The sequence below is a fragment of the Streptomyces sp. NPDC024632 genome (genome assembly GCF_055559175.1).
Window position 1 is genome coordinate 186,670 of the sequence record NZ_JBVHLD010000002.1, and the last position, 14,706, is coordinate 201,375.

Consider the following 14,706-nt stretch of genomic DNA (forward strand, 5'->3'; position numbering starts at 1 on the left):
CGACGAGCTGCGCCCGGCCTCGACCGGGTCTTCCCGCACCACCCACCCCTGGCCCCCCCGCATCACCCCTGGCCGCCCGCGGGCCCGGAAGCCACCCCCTTGAACCGCGCCCACACCACCTTCCCGAACGGCTCCCGCCCCTCGACCCCCCACCCGTCCGCGACCGCCGCGACGATCAACAGCCCCCGCCCCCGTACATCCGCCGCACCGGGCTCGCACACCCGCGGCCTCCGCTCCCCCTCCTCGTCACGACTGTCATGCACCTCCAGCCGTACGCACCCGTCCTCCACCACCACCCGCACCAAAAACCCGTGCCCCCGCCGCGTCCCGTGCGCCAACGCGTTCGACGCCAACTCCGATACGCACAACCGCACGTCGTCAACGACAGGCGACAACCCCCATGCCCTCAGAGCCCCTGCGGCGAATTCGCGCGCCAGCCCGACCGATTCGCGTTTCGCGTCGAAGAATCTCGATACGGCCGCGGGTAAGACTCCGGCCTTGAGCGCAGCGCTCTCATCAGTCACGGACGGTTCCCTTCGTGTAGCACAGCGAAGTCACACGCAGATGTGCCGCATGGGCGGCGATCCCGGCCTAGACCCCGCGCGGCACGCCAACGACGAACAAGGGGTGCGAGGAAATCGCCCCCCTTGAGACTGGACCGGTTGACCGGTCCAGTCAAGTGATTGTCTACTATCCGTGACTCATCGGATAGTTGTCCGTCAGCTCCCACAGGTCGGAAGGAGTGACGCCCTCTTCTGCGACGAGAACCCGGCCGTCCTTGTCGTGCGCGACATGGAGCACGACCGCGACTGCGAGCGGTAGTTCACGTCGCAACTGCTCCGCCTCCGCTGACGTCGCCAGGCGCACTTTCGTGAGGTCGGTACCCCGCGCCGGTGAACGCCCGGTCTGGCGGGCCACGTAATGGGTCGTCCCTTCGACGATCGGACCCGCCTGAGTCAGCTTCGGACAGGCCGCCGCGATGTCCGCCGGAAACCACGCCGTGACCAGCGACAGCGGAGCACCGTCGTCAAGCAGCACCAAGCGGTCACGCCGCAGAGCGGACACGCCCGCGGCAAGGTCCAAAATCCTTGCGACACGGTCGGGCGGCGTTTCGTGAACAGGCTTGCCCAACCGTCGGAAGGGGTGACCACCGGTCACGCGCGTGGCGTCTGCCCGGCGCCGACCGGCGGGACGCGCCAACGGCGTTGCGAGTACGTGGAATCCCTGCCCCTGGCGAGCCGCCACGAGGCCGTCTCCCCTCAGTACATCCATCGCCTTGATGACCGTCGCCCGCGACACGGACCACTGCTCGCACAGATCCCGCCCCGACGGCAGGACGTCTCCCGAACCGAACTCACCGTCGGCGATCCGGGCCCGCAACGAATCCGCGATCTCTTCGTACTTGAGCTTGGGCATGGCGGGGCACTCCCGTTCGGTGGACAGGTTGACCGGTCAGGGTAGACCATCACAACCATGGCGACCGCACCCCATGTAGCGTCCGAGATCCTGGACTTCTACGGCTCGGTATTCGACGAGTCGACGCGTCTGACCTCCTCTGCCGACGGCGCGCTGGAGTTGGCGCGGACCCGGGAGATCCTGCGGCGTCATCTGCCGCCCGCGCCCGCCGCTGTGCTCGATGTCGGCGGCGGGGCCGGGGTGCATGCGAAGTGGCTGGTCGAGGACGGCTACCGGGTGCACTTGGTGGACCCGGTCGAACGGCATGTGGAGCACGCGAAGTCGGTCGGCTGCACCACGGAGTTGGGCGACGCGCGAGCGTTGAGCGCGGGGGCCGGGACGTACGACGCCGTCCTGCTGCTCGGACCGCTCTACCACCTGCTGGAGCGTGCCGACCGCGATCAGGCGCTAGCGGAAGCCCGGCGGGTGGTACGGCCTGGCGGCATGGTCGCCGCCGCCGCGATCGGACGGTACGCCTCGCTCTTCGAGCACACCGCGACGACGCTGCTGACGAAGGACCGCGTCCGGGACGCCGTCGGTGACATCCTGGCGACGGGCCGCCACGACCCCGGACGCAAGGGCTTCACAGCCGCTTACTTCCATACGGCGGCGGAGCTGGCGGATGAGCTGACCTGCGCGGGCCTCACCGACGTGACCGTCCTCGGCGTCGAGGGCCCGGCCTGGGCACTGCTGAAGGCCACCGAGCAGCACACGGGCGAGTCTCTGACCGACTCACCGATGTTCGCCGCGGCGCTGACCGCCGCCCGGCTGGCGGAGCCCTACCCGGAGCTGCTGTCCGCCGCATCGCACCTGCTGGCGGTGGGGTCCGCCTGACGCCGCCGCCTGGCCAAGGTCTGTGGGACGGGGTCCCCCGGGGCGCCCGGGGCGGGGCGCATGGGCGGCGGACGGGGGCGAGGCGGGGGCGCAAGGTGGCGAAAAGTTGCCGGGGGTTTCCGGGGGCCGAACCATGGGAGGGGTGAGCGACGGCGCGTACCTCCGATTCCCGCACCTCCACGGCGACCTGCTCAGCTTCGCCGCCGAGGACGACATCTGGGTGGCCCCGCTGGGGGCGGCCGGGGGGTCGCCCGGGCGGGCGTGGCGGGTGACGGCGGACCGGACGCGGGTGGGGCCGCCGCGGCTGTCGCCCGACGGTTCGACCATCGCGTTCACGACCTGGCGGAGCCTGGACCCCGAGGTGTATCTGGTCCCGACGGACGGCGGGGAGTCGCGGCGGCTGACGTATTGGGGCAGCTCCGACACGCGGGTGTGCTCGTGGACGCCGGACGGCCAGGTGCTGGCGGTGTCGTCGCACGGGCAGCCGTTCGCGTACCACACGTGGGCCCACAGCGTGCCGGTGGACGGCGGGCCCGGCGGGCCGCTGCCGTGGGGGCCGGTGTCGGACATCGCGGTGTGCGACGAGAACGGGGAGCCGGGTGAGCGCCGCACCCTGCTGTTGACGGGGACGCCGCCGCACGAGCCGCACGCGTGGAAGCGGTACCGCGGCGGCGCGACGGGGCGGCTGTGGCTGCACGGCGAGCGGCTGGTTCCGGACATCGACGGTCACTTGGCGTCGCCGATGTTCGTGTCGGGCCGGATCGCCTTCCTCTCCGACCACGAGGGCATCGGCAATCTGTACTCGTGCCACCCGGACGGTACGGATCTGCGGCGGCACACCGACCACGCCGAGTTCTACGCCCGCAGCGCCGCCACCGACGGCCGGCGGGTGGTGTACCAGTGCGCGGGCGAGCTGTGGCTGGTGGAGGACCTGGCGGCGCCCGACGCCCGGCCGCGCCGCCTGGACATCCGGCTGGGCGGCGCGAGGAGCGGGCAGCGCCCGTACCAGGTGCCCGCGGCCTCGAACCTGGACAGCCTGGCCATGGACGGTACGGGCCGGGCCAGCGCCGTCTGCGTACGCGGCAGCCTCTACTGGCTCACGCACCGCGACGGCCCGGCCCGGACGATCGCCGACGAGCCCGGCGCGCGGGTCCGGCTGCCGGAGATGCTCGGCGACACCGGTCTGGTCGCCTTCGTCACGGACGCGGAGGGCGAGGACGGGATCGAGCTGGCGCACCTGCCGGGGCGGGCGTCGCGGACGGCGATCCGCGGCGGCGCGCGGGATTCCGCGGCGGCGGACGCGAAGGCGCAGGTGACGGAGGCGGAGGACGTCACCGAGGTGACGGAGGAGCTGACCGATGTGGTGCCGGTCGCGGGTGGCGACAAGGCGGACGGCGGGGCAGGCGGCGGGGCAGGCGGCGGGGCAGGCGGTGGGGCGGGCGACGGCGGCACAGCAGGCGGAGGCAGGGCCGGTGGCGGCAAGGGCGGCGCGGACCTCAGCCGTTCGAGCACGGTCTACACGGACCCCGCGGCCGGGCGCGGCAAGGGCGAAGGCCCCACCCGTACCCCCGGCTCGGACGGCCAATCGCCCGACACCGATGTGTACACGGACGACGACGTCACCGGCGGCGGCCACGAGCCGGACCGCCCCACCCGCCTCGCCGTCGGCAAGCTCGGCCGCGTCCTGGAGCTGGTCTCCTCCCCCGACGGCGGCACGCTGGCCGTCGCCACGAACGACGGCCGCCTGCTGCTGGTGACGACCGGCGAGGCGGAGGACGACTCGGACGGTGACGAGGGCGATGACCCGTACGGCCTAGGCGACGACGTACGGGCCGACGTACGCGACGTGCGCGAGATGGGCGACGCAGGCGACGAGCCCGGCGACGCGGGTGACGGCACGCGAAACGGCGTACGCCGCGTACCGCTGGACGATCACACAACCGACGGCCGCACCATGGCAGGCGCTGTCGACGAGCTGATCCGTTCCACCAACGGCCCCGTCCGCGACCTGGCCTTCTCCCCCGACTCGGCGTGGCTGACCTGGTCGCACCCCGGTATCGGCCGCAGTCTGCGCTCGGTGAAGATCGCCCGCTTGTCGGACCAGTCGATCATCGACGTCACCAACGGCCGCTTCGAGGACGAGCAGCCCGTCTTCACCCGCGACGGCCGCTACCTCGCGTTCCTGTCGTGGCGCGGCTTCGACCCGGTGTACGACGTTCACACCGGCGACCTGTCGTTCCCGCTCGGCTGCCGCCCGTATCTGGTGCCGCTGAACTCGGCGACGCCGTCACCCTTCGCGCTGCCGGTCGACGGCCGTCCCATCGGCGGCGGTCTCGACCCGGGCGAGAGCGGCGGCGGCGACGGCCCGGTGGTCGTCGAGGTGGAGGGCCTGGCGAACCGGGTGACGCCCTTCCCCGTCCCCGCGTCGAAGTACTCGGCGCTGGAGCCCGTGCACAACGGCCTGGTCTGGCTGCGCTGGCCGATCTCCGGCGCGCTCGGCGAGACCTTCGCCAACCCCACCGACCCCTCCGCCCGCCCGACGCTGGAGTACTACAACCTGACCAAGTCCAAGCGGACCGAATTGGTCCACCACATGGACTGGTACGCGGTCAGCGGCGACGGCCAGCGCCTGGCGGTCTTCGACGAGGGCGAGTTGGCCGTCCTGCCCGCCACCGAACGCGGCGACGACGACTCGACGGTCTATGTCGACATGCGCCGCATCCTGCACGAGGTGGACCCGACGGCCGAGTGGCGGCAGTCGTACGCGGAGGCCGGGCGGCTGATCCGCGACTACTTCTGGGCGCCCGACATGTGCGGCGTCGACTGGCCCGCGATCCTCGACCAGTACCGCCCGCTGGTCGAACGCGTCGCCACGCCCGACGAGTTCGCCGACCTGCTGCGCGAAGTCCTCGGCGAACTGGGCACGTCGCACGCGTACGTCGCCCCCGCCCGCCGCAACGAGGGCCCGCCGCACTACCAGCGCCCCATCGGCCTGCTCGGCGCCGACTTCCAGCACGGCAAGGACGGTACGTGGTCGGTCGTACGGATCCTGCCGGGCGAGTCGTCGGACTCCAAGGCCCGTTCGCCGCTGGCCGGTACGGGCATCCGCGAGGGCGCGGTGCTCACCCACATCGACGGGCGGCCGGTCGACCCGGACGCGGGACCGTATCCGCTGCTGGCCGGCGCGGGCGGCACCACCGTCGAGCTGACCTTCGTCGGACCGGGCCGCCGCGGCGCGCCCCGCCGCGTCGCCGTCGTCCCGCTGATCGACGAACGCCCGCTGCGCTACCAGCACTGGGTGGCCAAACGCCGTTCGGTCGTACGGCAGTTGAGCGGCGGCCGGTGCGGTTATCTGCACATCCCCGACATGGGCGGCTCCGGCTGGGCGCAGTTCAACCGCGACCTGCGGATGGAAGTCGCCTACGACGCCCTGCTCGTGGACGTCCGCGGCAACGCGGGCGGTCACATCAGCGAACTGGTCATCGAGAAGCTGACCCGCACCATCCTCGGCTGGGACCTCACCCGCAACGCGCAGCCGGTCTCCTACACCGGCAACGCCCCGCGCGGCCCGGTCGTCGCCATCGCCGACGAAGCGACGTCGTCCGACGGCGACATGATCACCGCCGCCTTCAAACTCCTCGGCATAGGGCCGGTCGTCGGCTCCCGCACCTGGGGCGGCGTCGTCGGCATGACCGGCCGCCACCGCCTCGGCGACGGCACCGTCATCACCGTCCCCATGAACGCCGCCTGGTTCGACGCGTACGGCTGGTCCGTCGAGAACCACGGCGTCGACCCCGACATCGACGCCCTCCGCACCCCGCTGGACTGGGCCGAGGGCCGCCACGGCCAGATGGACGTCGCGGTCCGCACCGCCCTCGCCCTCCTGGCCGAACACCCCGCCGCCACCCCGCCCGACCTCACCACCCGCCCCAACCGCCAGCGCCCCCCACTCCCCCCGCGCTGAACACACCGCGAAACGGGCGCGGCGGACAGAAACGGGCGCGGCGGACAGGAGAACGGGCCGCGGGCACAAGGGAGAAGGGGCACCCCCGAGGGGGTGCCCCTTCTTTGTCACGGTGTTCGCGTGACGTCAGGCCCAGTCGTCCTGGTCCGCGTCGCTCGACTCGGAGCCGAGGCGGTCCTGCGACGGGTCCTCGACGTCGGAGCGACGGTCCCGCTGCCCCTGGTCCTGCTGGGTGCCGCGCTGCATGTTGTCGCGCGCGTCGTCCGCGGACTCGGCCGCCTTGTCGCGCTGGTCGCCGGCCGCGCCCTTGGCCTTGTCGGCGAACTCGCTGGCCTTGTCCTTGAACTGGTCGAAAGCGCCCATGATCACTCCTCCTGGAGTCTGTGGGGATGGGGCCTCGACCAGACTTACACGGGTGCGCGAAGTGCGCATCTCGGGACGAAAAGCCCAGCGTGGCAAGGGCTTTGGGATCACGGAGCGTGAGGCTCAGGCGTTCGGTCCCGTGGTCGCGCCGGCCGAGCGGGCCGTTTCGTCGGCGGCGCCGCCCCGGCCGACGAGGCCGCGGTGGGTACCGGCCGCGCGGGCGAGGGCGGGTTCGACCTGCCGCATCTGCCGCTGCCCGAGGGCGCCGCCGATGACGGACGGGAGGTAGCCGCGGATGGACTGCATGCCGCGCAGCCACGCCTGCCCGTAGACGTGCGGGGAGCGGCGCACGATCCCGGCGGCGATACGGTCGACGGCGGGTTCGAGCGGATAGGTGCGGTTGGTGGGCCACGGCAGTTTGGAGCGCAGGCCGCGCAGGACGTCGTCCTCGTCGGCGCCGCGCACCATGTCGGTGTCGGTCCAGCTCAGGTAGCCGACGCCGACCTTGACACCCTTGTGGCCCACCTCCCCGCGCAGGCAGTGCGCGAAGGCCTCGACGCCCGACTTGCTCGCGCAGTACGCGGCCATCAGCGGCGCCGGGGTCAGCGCGGCCAACGAGGCGATCTGGAGGAGATAGCCGCGCGACCGCAGCAGCGCGGGCAGGAAGGCGCGGGCGGTGGTGATGCTGCCCAGCAGATTGACCTGGATGACGCGGTCGAACGCCTCGGGGTCGGAGTCGAGGAAGGGGCCGCCGGTGGCCACCCCGGCGTTGGCGACGACGACGTCGACCCGGCCGAAGCGCTCGGCGACCTCCTCGGCCACCGCCGCCATCGCGGCCCGGTCGGTGACATCGGCGGTCCACCAGCCCGCCCGCGCCCCGATCGACTCGGCGACCTTCTTCAGCTCGTCCGGCTCCAGGCCGACCAGCGCCAGCGTCGCCCCCCGCGCGGCGAGCTTGCGCGCCAGCAGCGCCCCCACCCCGCGCGCCGCCCCCGTGACCACGACGACCTGCCCGTCGAGCGAGCTGTCCGTACGGCTGCTCATGCGCTCTTCTCCTCTGTCCGTGTGTCGGTGAGCGGGTCAGTAAGTGTGCCGGTACCTGTGCCGGTGCGCGGGTCGGTGCGCGGGTCGGTGCGCGGGTCGTCCACCGCGCGCGCGTCGCCGGACGCGGCGCCCACCCGCAGATGGGCCGCGGCCAGCTTCCGTACCGCCGCGACCACCGCGTCCGCGTCCTCGATCGGGGTCATGTGGCCGAGCCCGGGCAGCTCGATCAGGTCGGTGCAGTTCGGCAGGGCGGCGGCCATGCCGCGCGCGTGCACGGGAGGGGTGAGCTTGTCGGCGGTGCCGACCAGCACGGCCGTGGGCGCGGTGAGCGCGGCCAGTTCCGCGTCGAGGTCGAGCGCGGCGAGCACCCGCCCCCACTCGGAGCGCTGCCGCGCACCGCAGGCGTGCACGATACGGGCGGAGAAGGCCACCTGCTCGCGGGTCGAACCGGACGCCAGCACTCCGTACTTGAGCGCCGCGCGCGAGACCGGGGTGACCGGTCCGAGCGGCAGCCGGGACACGAGGAGCTGCCGGTGGAAGGCCCGCCGGACGCGCCGGGAGCTGAAGCGGGGCGGCAGCACCCGGGTCGAGCCGAGCAGCCGGGCGCTGCCGGTGCTGGTCATGAGGACGGCGGCCGTACGCTCCTGGACGGCGGTACGCCCGGAGGCCGCCATGATCGTCATACTGCCCATGGAGTGGCCGACCAGCACGGCCTTCTCACCGTCGTAGCCGTCACCGGTGCCGCCGCCGTCGCCGTCACCGGAAGCACCCTCTCCGGAAGCGCCGACCCCGGAAGCACCGGCTTCGAGAGCACCGGCCCCCGAAGCGCCCCCCGGCAGCACAGCCCTCACCACCGCCTCCAGATCGTCGGCGAGCTGCGTCGTCCCGTACCCCGCCCGCGACCGCGGCGACGCGCTGCGCCCGTGCCCGCGCTGGTCGTACGCGATGACCCGGAAGTCGGCGGCGAGCGCACGGACGACCGGGGCCCAGAAGAGGGTGGAGCAGGTCCAGCCGTGGGCGAGGACGAGCGGCGGGCCGTCCGCGCGGCCGTACTCCTCGACGTGGATCCGGGTGCCGTCGGCGGAGACGACGGTCAGCTCGCGGCGGGCGCGTACCGCCTCGTAGGGCACCGTCATGACATGGCCTCCACAGCCTCGCGCCGACCCGCGACCGGGGCCAGCACCTCGTATTCGGAGAGCTTCAACTGCCGGGTGGCGCGCCGGAATTCGGCGGTGGTGCCGGGCCAGGCGGTGGTGTTGCGCCCGTTCGCGTCGAGGTACCAGCTCTCGCAGCCGCCGGTGTTCCAGACCGTACGGGCGGCGCGGCGCTGCATCTCCTCGTTCCAGGCGGTGACGGCCTCGGGCCTGGCCTGGAGGGCGGCGGCGCCGGTGGCGTCGAGGGTGCGCATGAAGTCGGCGACGTAGTTCAGCGACGACTCGATCATCAGGATCATCGAGCTGTTACCGAGGCCGGTGTTGGGGCCGATGATGAACAGGAGGTTGGGGAAGCCGTCGACCGCGCAGCCGCGCAGCGCGGCCATGCCGTCCTTCCAGTGCTCGGCGAGCGTGCGGCCGTCCGCGCCGATCACCCGGTCGCCGATCGGCATGTCGGTGACATGGAAGCCGGTGCCGAAGACGATCGCGTCCACCTCGCGCTCGGTGCCGTCGGCGGTGACGATCGTCGAGCCGCGGACCTCGCTGAGCGCGGAGGTGACGACCTCGGTGTTGGGCTGCGCGAGCGCCGGATAGTAGGTGTTGGACAGCAGGATGCGCTTGCAGCCGATGGTGTAGTCGGGGGTGAGGCGGGCGCGCAGCTCCGGGTCCTTCACCGACCGCTTCAGGTGGTTGGCCGCGATCCGCTCGGCGGCCTTGAGCAGCTTCGGGTGCCGTACGAAGGCACCGACCTGGAACTCCCTGATCAGCCAGAGCAGGCCGCGGCGCGCCTTGGCGGTGGCCGGGACCTTGCCGTGCAGCCAGCGCTCGGCGGCGCTGACCCCGCGGTCGACGCGCGGCATCACCCACGGCGGGGTGCGCTGCACGACGGTCAGCCGGGCGACCTCCGGCTGGATGGACGGCACGATCTGGATCGCGGACGCGCCCGTGCCGACCATGGCGACGCGCTTGCCCTTGAGGTCGAAGTCGTGGTCCCAGCGCGAGGAGTGGAAGACGCGCCCGGGGAAGTCCTCGATCCCGGGGATGTCGGGGATCTTCGGGTCGGACAGCGGCCCGGTCGCGGAGACGACGACATCGGCGGTCAGCTCGCCCGCCGCGGTCGTCAGGTGCCAGCGGTTGGCCTCGCCGTCCCAGCGGGCCTGCCGCACCTCGGCGCCGAACCGCAGGTGCGGGCGGAGCCCGAAGGTGTCGGTGACCCGCTCCAGATACGCCCGGATGTGCTCCTGCCCGGAGAAGGCGCGCGGCCAGTCGGGGTTGGGCGCGAAGGAGAACGAGTACAGGTGCGACGGCACGTCGCAGGCGCAGCCCGGATAGCTGTTGTCGCGCCAGGTCCCGCCGACCGAGTCCGCGCGCTCCAGAATCACGAAGTCCGTGATGCCCTCGCGCCGCAGCCGTACCGCGGCCCCCAGCCCGCCGAACCCGGACCCGATCACCGCCACCCGCACGTGTTCGAGCTCGTCCATGGCACCGCCTTCCGCCGAATTGTGCCCCCGTCGATCATGCCAGCAATCACTGGCACGGTTCGGACTGTAGACCATGCCGGGTTACCTCCGGTAGGGGTAGGGGCGGAAGTCGTCCGTACGTGGAGCGCGGGGTGGCGCGCGGGGTCCCGGACGGCGGGGCGCGCGGTGGCGGACGACGGGCGCGCGGTGGGGCGTACGCGCCAGGACACGAGGCGTACGGCGGGGGCGTACGCGTCCGGGCGGCGGGGTGCGCGACGGAGCGTACGGGTCCGGACACGGGGGCGTACGGCCAGGCGCGCGGCGGCGGATGTCACGACGGAATACCTGCCCAGGGGCGGGGTCGGACAGCCCCGAACAGCACATAGGCTGGCCGCGTGGACGACAACGGAAGCGGCGGCGCGGGGGACCACGGCGCGGGCGACGGCTCCGGCAGCGGCTCGGCGGCCGAGCGCGAGTACCGCGTGGAGGAGCTGGCCAAGGCGGCCGGTATCCCCGTCAGGACGCTGCGGTTCTACCGTGAGCGGCGGCTGCTCCCGCCACCGCGCCGGGAGGGCCGGATCGCCTGGTACTCCGAGGCCCACCTCGCCCGGCTGCGGACCATCGCGGGGCTGCTGGAGCGCGGCCACACCCTCGGCGGCATCGCCGAACTGATCGGCGCGTGGGAGAACGGCCGCACGCTCGGCGGCGTCGCCGAACTGCTCGGCCTGGAGGGCGCGCTCACCGCGCCCTGGTCGGAGGAGACCCCGGTCCGCCTCACCCCCGAGGAGCTGGCCGACTACTTCGGCGAGGACGTCACCCCGGAGAATCTGACGACGGCCCTCGACATCGGCTACATCGGCGTCGACGGCGAGAACGTCATCCACATCAGCCGCCGCCTGCTCGACGCCTCCGCCGCCCTCGTCCACGAGGGCGTGCCGCTGGCCGCCGTCCTCGCCGCCGGACGCGGCGTACGCGCCCACACCGACGCGCTCGCCGACCTCTTCACCCAGGTCATCCGCACCCACGTCATCGGGCCCATGGACGACCTCCCGCCCGCCGAGGCCCACCGCATAGCCGAGTCCCTGCAACGCCTGCGGCCCCTCGCCAAGAACATCGTCGACGCCGAGATGGGGCTCGCGATGGAGCGGCGGGTACGGGCCGAGATCGACGCCTGGCTGCGGCAGCAGGCGGAGCGGGCGGAGGGCGGCGCGGACTGCGGTACGGACGGTGGTACGGACGGCGGCGCCATAGCCGGTACGGACGGCGGCGCGGAGGCCGGTGTGGACGGCGGTACGAAAATCGGTACGGACCCGGCCGAACCCACCGCCGGCGCCTGACGTACGCACCGCGCCCGACGTACCGGCCGCGTCTGACCCGTCACATCACCCCGCACATCGCGAGCGCGCCGCCGCACGACCTGCGAGAGTGGACCACAAGGCCGTACCGACCCGGGAGGTGCCCCGTGCAACAGCCCAACGACTCCTCGGCAGACCAGGCCATTCTGGGCCGGATCAGCGCGATGGTCGCGGACGAGAAGGCGCTGCGCGATCTGCTCGCCGCAGGCAGCATCGACGGCGCGACGGAACAGGAGCGGCTCGCCGCCCTGGAGCGCGAGCTCGACCAGTGCTGGGACCTGCTGCGGCAGCGCCGCGCCCTGACCGACGCGGGCGAGGACCCCGGCGACGCGAAGGTCCGCCCGGCCTCCACCGTCGAGAACTACCGCTCATGAGCGACGGCGCCGCCTCCGTCCACGGTGACGTCACGGTCACCGACGCGCCCGAGAGCAAGCGGTACGAGGCACGTATCGGCGACGACATCGCCGGGGTGGCCGCGTATCTGCGCACCCCGGACATGATCGCGTTCATCCACACCGAGGTGAAGGACGCCTACGAGGGCCGCGGCGTCGGCTCCGCGCTCGCCCGTACCGCCCTGGACGCCGCCCGCGCGCAGGGCCTGCGGGTCCTGGCGATCTGCCCGTTCTTCGAGGGCTGGCTCGGCAAGCACCCGGAGTACGCGGATCTGCTCTACGTACCGGCGAGCAACGTCTCCGACTGAGCACCCGTACGTACGGGCGTCCCCAACCCGCCCGTACCGACCCGCCCGCAGCGCCGCGCCCGTACCGCCGCCCCCGCACCGCACGCGCCCCGACGTCCATGTCGGATTTCCGCCAGACCGGAAGCCTGACGACGGGCGATGCTGGTGGGGTGGACACGGATACGGACAGGGATACGGACAGGGCTGGGGCTGCGGTCGCGGCTGCGGGCAGGGCCGCGAGCGGGAACGCCGCCGGGGGAACGGTCCGGGACTCCGGGTCGGCCGCGGCCGTCCCGGACTTCGACACCTGCGTACGCGCCGTCCGGTCGAAGGACGCCCGCTTCGACGGATGGTTCTACACCGCGGTGCTGACCACCGGCATCTACTGCCGCCCGAGCTGCCCCGTGGTGCCGCCGAAGGCCGAGAACATGACCTTCCACCCGAGCGCCGCCGCCGCGCAGCAGGCCGGTTTCCGGGCCTGCAAGCGGTGCCGCCCGGACGCCAGCCCCGGCTCGCCGCAGTGGAACGAGCGGGCCGACCTGGTGGCGCGCGCGATGCGGCTGATCGCCGACGGGGTGGTGGACCGCGACGGGGTGCCGGGCCTCGCGGCGCGGCTCGGCTACAGCGCCCGGCAGGTCGAGCGGCAGCTGCTGGCGGAGCTGGGCGCCGGGCCGCTGGCCCTGGCGCGTGCCCAGCGCGCGCAGACCGCGCGGCTGCTGATCGAGACGAGCGCGATGCCGATGGGCGAAGTGGCCTTCGCGGCCGGCTTCGCCAGCATCCGCGCCTTCAACGACACCGTGCGCGAGGTCTTCGCGCTGTCGCCGAGCGAGCTGCGGGCGCGGGTCGCCAAGGGGCGTCCGGCCGCGGGGACCGGCACCTTGTCACTGCGGCTGCCGTTCCGCCGCCCGCTCACCCCGGACAATCTCTTCGGGCACCTGGCCGCGACCGCGGTACCGGGCGTCGAGGAGTGGCGGGCGGGCGCGTACCGGCGCACGCTGCGGCTGCCGCACGGCACCGGGATCGTGGCGCTGCGGCCCCAACCCGACCACATCGCCTGCCAGTTGTGGCTTACCGACTGGCGTGACCTGGCGCAGGCGATCAGCCGCTGCCGCCGGTTGCTCGACCTGGACGCGGACCCGCAAGCAGTGGACGCGCTGCTGTCCGCGGACCCGGTGCTCGCGCCGCTGGTGGCGAAGGCGCCGGGGCGGCGGGTGCCGCGGGTCACGGACGGGCCGGAGTTCGCGGTCCGCGCCGTCCTCGGGCAGCAGATCTCGACGGCGGCGGCCCGTACGCACGCCGCCCGTCTGGTGCTCGCGCACGGCGAGCCCGTCACCGACCCCGGCGGCGGCCTCACCCACCTCTTCCCCGCTCCCGCCGCGCTCGCCGGACTCGACCCCGCCGCCCTCGCGATGCCGCAGACCCGCAGGAACACCCTCGCCGCGCTCGTACGGGCCCTGGAGAGCGGCGAGTTGGACCTCGACGTCGGCAGCGACTGGGTACGGACCCGCGCCCAGCTCTCGGCGCTGCCCGGATTCGGGCCGTGGACGGTCGAGACGATCGCGATGCGGGCGCTCGGCGACCCCGACGCCTTCCTGGCCACCGACCTCGGCGTGCGGTACGCCGCCCGCGACCTCGGCCTGCCGACGACTCCGGCGGCGCTGGTACGGCACTCCGCCGCCTGGTCGCCGTGGCGGGCCTACGCCACGCAGTACTTGTGGGCGACGGGTGACCACCCGATCAACGTCCTGCCCCCCAACACCAGCGATGAGAAAGGGACTTCACCCTCATGACCGCCACCCGCCCCGCCCCCTCGGCGGAGCACCCGGTCCACACCGTCGTGGACAGCCCCTGCGGCGAACTGACCCTCGTCGCCCGCGGCTGCGCCCTCACCGGCCTCTACATGACCGAGCAGCGGCACCGCCCCGCGCAGGAGACCTTCGGCCCGCGCGGCGACAGCCCCGTCTTCGCCGCCGCCCGCGCCCAGCTCGACGCCTACTTCGCGGGCGAACTCACCCGCTTCGACCTGCCGTTGGCGATGTCGGGCACACCCTTCCAGCAGCGCGTCTGGTCGGCGCTGCGCGACATCCCGTACGGCGAGACCGTCTCGTACGGCGAACTCGCCGCGATCCTCGGCCATCCCACCGCCTCCCGCGCGGTGGGCCTGGCCAACGGCAGGAATCCGATCGGCGTCATCGTGCCGTGCCACCGCGTCGTCGGCGCGGGCGGCGACCTGACGGGCTACGGCGGCGGGCTGCCGCGCAAGCGGTGGCTGCTGGCGATGGAGAACGGCGTCCAGCAGCCGGTGCTGCTCTGAGGTGCGGAAGTCTCCGGTGCTGCTCTGAGGCGCGGAAGTCTCCGGTACCGCTCTGAGGTGCGGGAGCCTCCGGTGCCGCTCTGA

13 protein-coding genes are annotated in these 14,706 nt (G+C 73.2%); 7 read left to right on the forward strand and 6 right to left on the reverse strand.

The window, feature by feature from the left end; all coding sequences use genetic code 11:
- Positions 1-62: 62 nt before the first annotated feature.
- Both ACZ37P_RS04160 and ACZ37P_RS04165 read right to left on the reverse strand, forming a co-directional pair.
- Positions 63-524 carry an ATP-binding protein gene (locus ACZ37P_RS04160; protein WP_467344771.1) on the reverse strand — a complete coding sequence of 154 codons (462 nt, stop codon included), beginning with the start codon at positions 522-524 and terminating at the stop codon, positions 63-65.
- 166 nt (positions 525-690) lie between these two features.
- Positions 691-1,416 (reverse strand): GntR family transcriptional regulator, encoded by a 726-nt coding sequence (locus ACZ37P_RS04165; RefSeq protein ID WP_467344773.1) that lies wholly within the window; start codon positions 1,414-1,416, stop codon positions 691-693.
- Between the two features lie 57 nt (positions 1,417-1,473).
- Between ACZ37P_RS04165 and ACZ37P_RS04170 the strand changes: the two genes are divergently transcribed.
- Together ACZ37P_RS04170 and ACZ37P_RS04175 are read left to right on the forward strand one after the other, a co-directional pair.
- Positions 1,474-2,289 (forward strand): class I SAM-dependent methyltransferase, encoded by an 816-nt coding sequence (locus tag ACZ37P_RS04170; protein WP_467344775.1) that lies wholly within the window; start codon positions 1,474-1,476, stop codon positions 2,287-2,289.
- Between the two features lie 133 nt (positions 2,290-2,422).
- Positions 2,423-6,253 (forward strand): S41 family peptidase, encoded by a 3,831-nt coding sequence (locus tag ACZ37P_RS04175; protein ID WP_467344777.1) that lies wholly within the window; start codon positions 2,423-2,425, stop codon positions 6,251-6,253.
- Between the two features lie 126 nt (positions 6,254-6,379).
- Here ACZ37P_RS04175 and ACZ37P_RS04180 read toward each other — a convergent pair whose 3' ends face one another.
- From ACZ37P_RS04180 to ACZ37P_RS04195, 4 genes are all read right to left on the reverse strand, one after another.
- A complete protein-coding gene (locus ACZ37P_RS04180; protein WP_355337909.1) occupies positions 6,380-6,616 on the reverse strand; it encodes a hypothetical protein in 237 nt (78 codons plus the stop codon).
- A 123-nt stretch (positions 6,617-6,739) separates the two neighbouring features.
- Positions 6,740-7,660, reverse strand: coding sequence for an SDR family oxidoreductase (locus ACZ37P_RS04185; protein WP_401716239.1), 921 nt, complete (start codon positions 7,658-7,660; stop codon positions 6,740-6,742).
- Positions 7,657-8,796 (reverse strand): alpha/beta fold hydrolase, encoded by a 1,140-nt coding sequence (locus ACZ37P_RS04190; RefSeq protein WP_467344780.1) that lies wholly within the window; start codon positions 8,794-8,796, stop codon positions 7,657-7,659. Before ACZ37P_RS04190 ends, ACZ37P_RS04185 begins: the two co-directional genes overlap by 4 nt.
- Positions 8,793-10,295, reverse strand: a complete 1,503-nt coding sequence (locus ACZ37P_RS04195; RefSeq protein ID WP_467344782.1) for a flavin-containing monooxygenase — start codon at positions 10,293-10,295, stop codon at positions 8,793-8,795. The genes ACZ37P_RS04190 and ACZ37P_RS04195 overlap by 4 nt, the downstream gene beginning before the upstream one ends.
- Positions 10,296-10,756: 461 nt before the next feature.
- On the opposite strand from ACZ37P_RS04195, the gene ACZ37P_RS04200 reads away from it, so the two are divergent.
- The 5 genes from ACZ37P_RS04200 (at position 10,757) to ACZ37P_RS04220 (ending at position 14,622) form a co-directional block, all read left to right on the forward strand.
- Positions 10,757-11,611, forward strand: coding sequence for a MerR family transcriptional regulator (locus ACZ37P_RS04200; protein WP_467345220.1), 855 nt, complete (start codon positions 10,757-10,759; stop codon positions 11,609-11,611).
- A 182-nt stretch (positions 11,612-11,793) separates the two neighbouring features.
- A complete protein-coding gene (locus tag ACZ37P_RS04205) occupies positions 11,794-12,003 on the forward strand; it encodes a DUF2630 family protein (RefSeq protein WP_391043593.1) in 210 nt (69 codons plus the stop codon).
- On the forward strand, positions 12,000-12,329 hold the full coding sequence (locus ACZ37P_RS04210; protein ID WP_355337894.1) for a GNAT family N-acetyltransferase: 330 nt from the start codon (positions 12,000-12,002) through the stop codon (positions 12,327-12,329). The genes ACZ37P_RS04205 and ACZ37P_RS04210 overlap by 4 nt, the downstream gene beginning before the upstream one ends.
- A gap of 149 nt (positions 12,330-12,478) precedes the next feature.
- A complete protein-coding gene (locus tag ACZ37P_RS04215) occupies positions 12,479-14,098 on the forward strand; it encodes an AlkA N-terminal domain-containing protein (RefSeq protein ID WP_467344783.1) in 1,620 nt (539 codons plus the stop codon).
- A complete protein-coding gene (locus ACZ37P_RS04220; RefSeq protein ID WP_355337888.1) occupies positions 14,095-14,622 on the forward strand; it encodes a methylated-DNA--[protein]-cysteine S-methyltransferase in 528 nt (175 codons plus the stop codon). The genes ACZ37P_RS04215 and ACZ37P_RS04220 overlap by 4 nt, the downstream gene beginning before the upstream one ends.
- Positions 14,623-14,706 lie beyond the last annotated feature (84 nt).

Coding starts and splice junctions, on each gene's coding strand:
- ACZ37P_RS04165 (WP_467344773.1), bottom strand. CDS start 1,416: ATGCCCAAGCTCAAGTACGAAGAGATCGCGGATTCGTTGCGGGCCCGG.
- ACZ37P_RS04170 (WP_467344775.1), top strand. CDS start 1,474: ATGGCGACCGCACCCCATGTAGCGTCCGAGATCCTGGACTTCTACGGC.
- ACZ37P_RS04175 (WP_467344777.1), top strand. CDS start 2,423: ATGGGAGGGGTGAGCGACGGCGCGTACCTCCGATTCCCGCACCTCCAC.
- ACZ37P_RS04180 (WP_355337909.1), bottom strand. CDS start 6,616: ATGGGCGCTTTCGACCAGTTCAAGGACAAGGCCAGCGAGTTCGCCGAC.
- ACZ37P_RS04185 (WP_401716239.1), bottom strand. CDS start 7,660: ATGAGCAGCCGTACGGACAGCTCGCTCGACGGGCAGGTCGTCGTGGTC.
- ACZ37P_RS04190 (WP_467344780.1), bottom strand. CDS start 8,796: ATGACGGTGCCCTACGAGGCGGTACGCGCCCGCCGCGAGCTGACCGTC.
- ACZ37P_RS04195 (WP_467344782.1), bottom strand. CDS start 10,295: ATGGACGAGCTCGAACACGTGCGGGTGGCGGTGATCGGGTCCGGGTTC.
- ACZ37P_RS04205 (WP_391043593.1), top strand. CDS start 11,794: ATGGTCGCGGACGAGAAGGCGCTGCGCGATCTGCTCGCCGCAGGCAGC.
- ACZ37P_RS04210 (WP_355337894.1), top strand. CDS start 12,000: ATGAGCGACGGCGCCGCCTCCGTCCACGGTGACGTCACGGTCACCGAC.
- ACZ37P_RS04220 (WP_355337888.1), top strand. CDS start 14,095: ATGACCGCCACCCGCCCCGCCCCCTCGGCGGAGCACCCGGTCCACACC.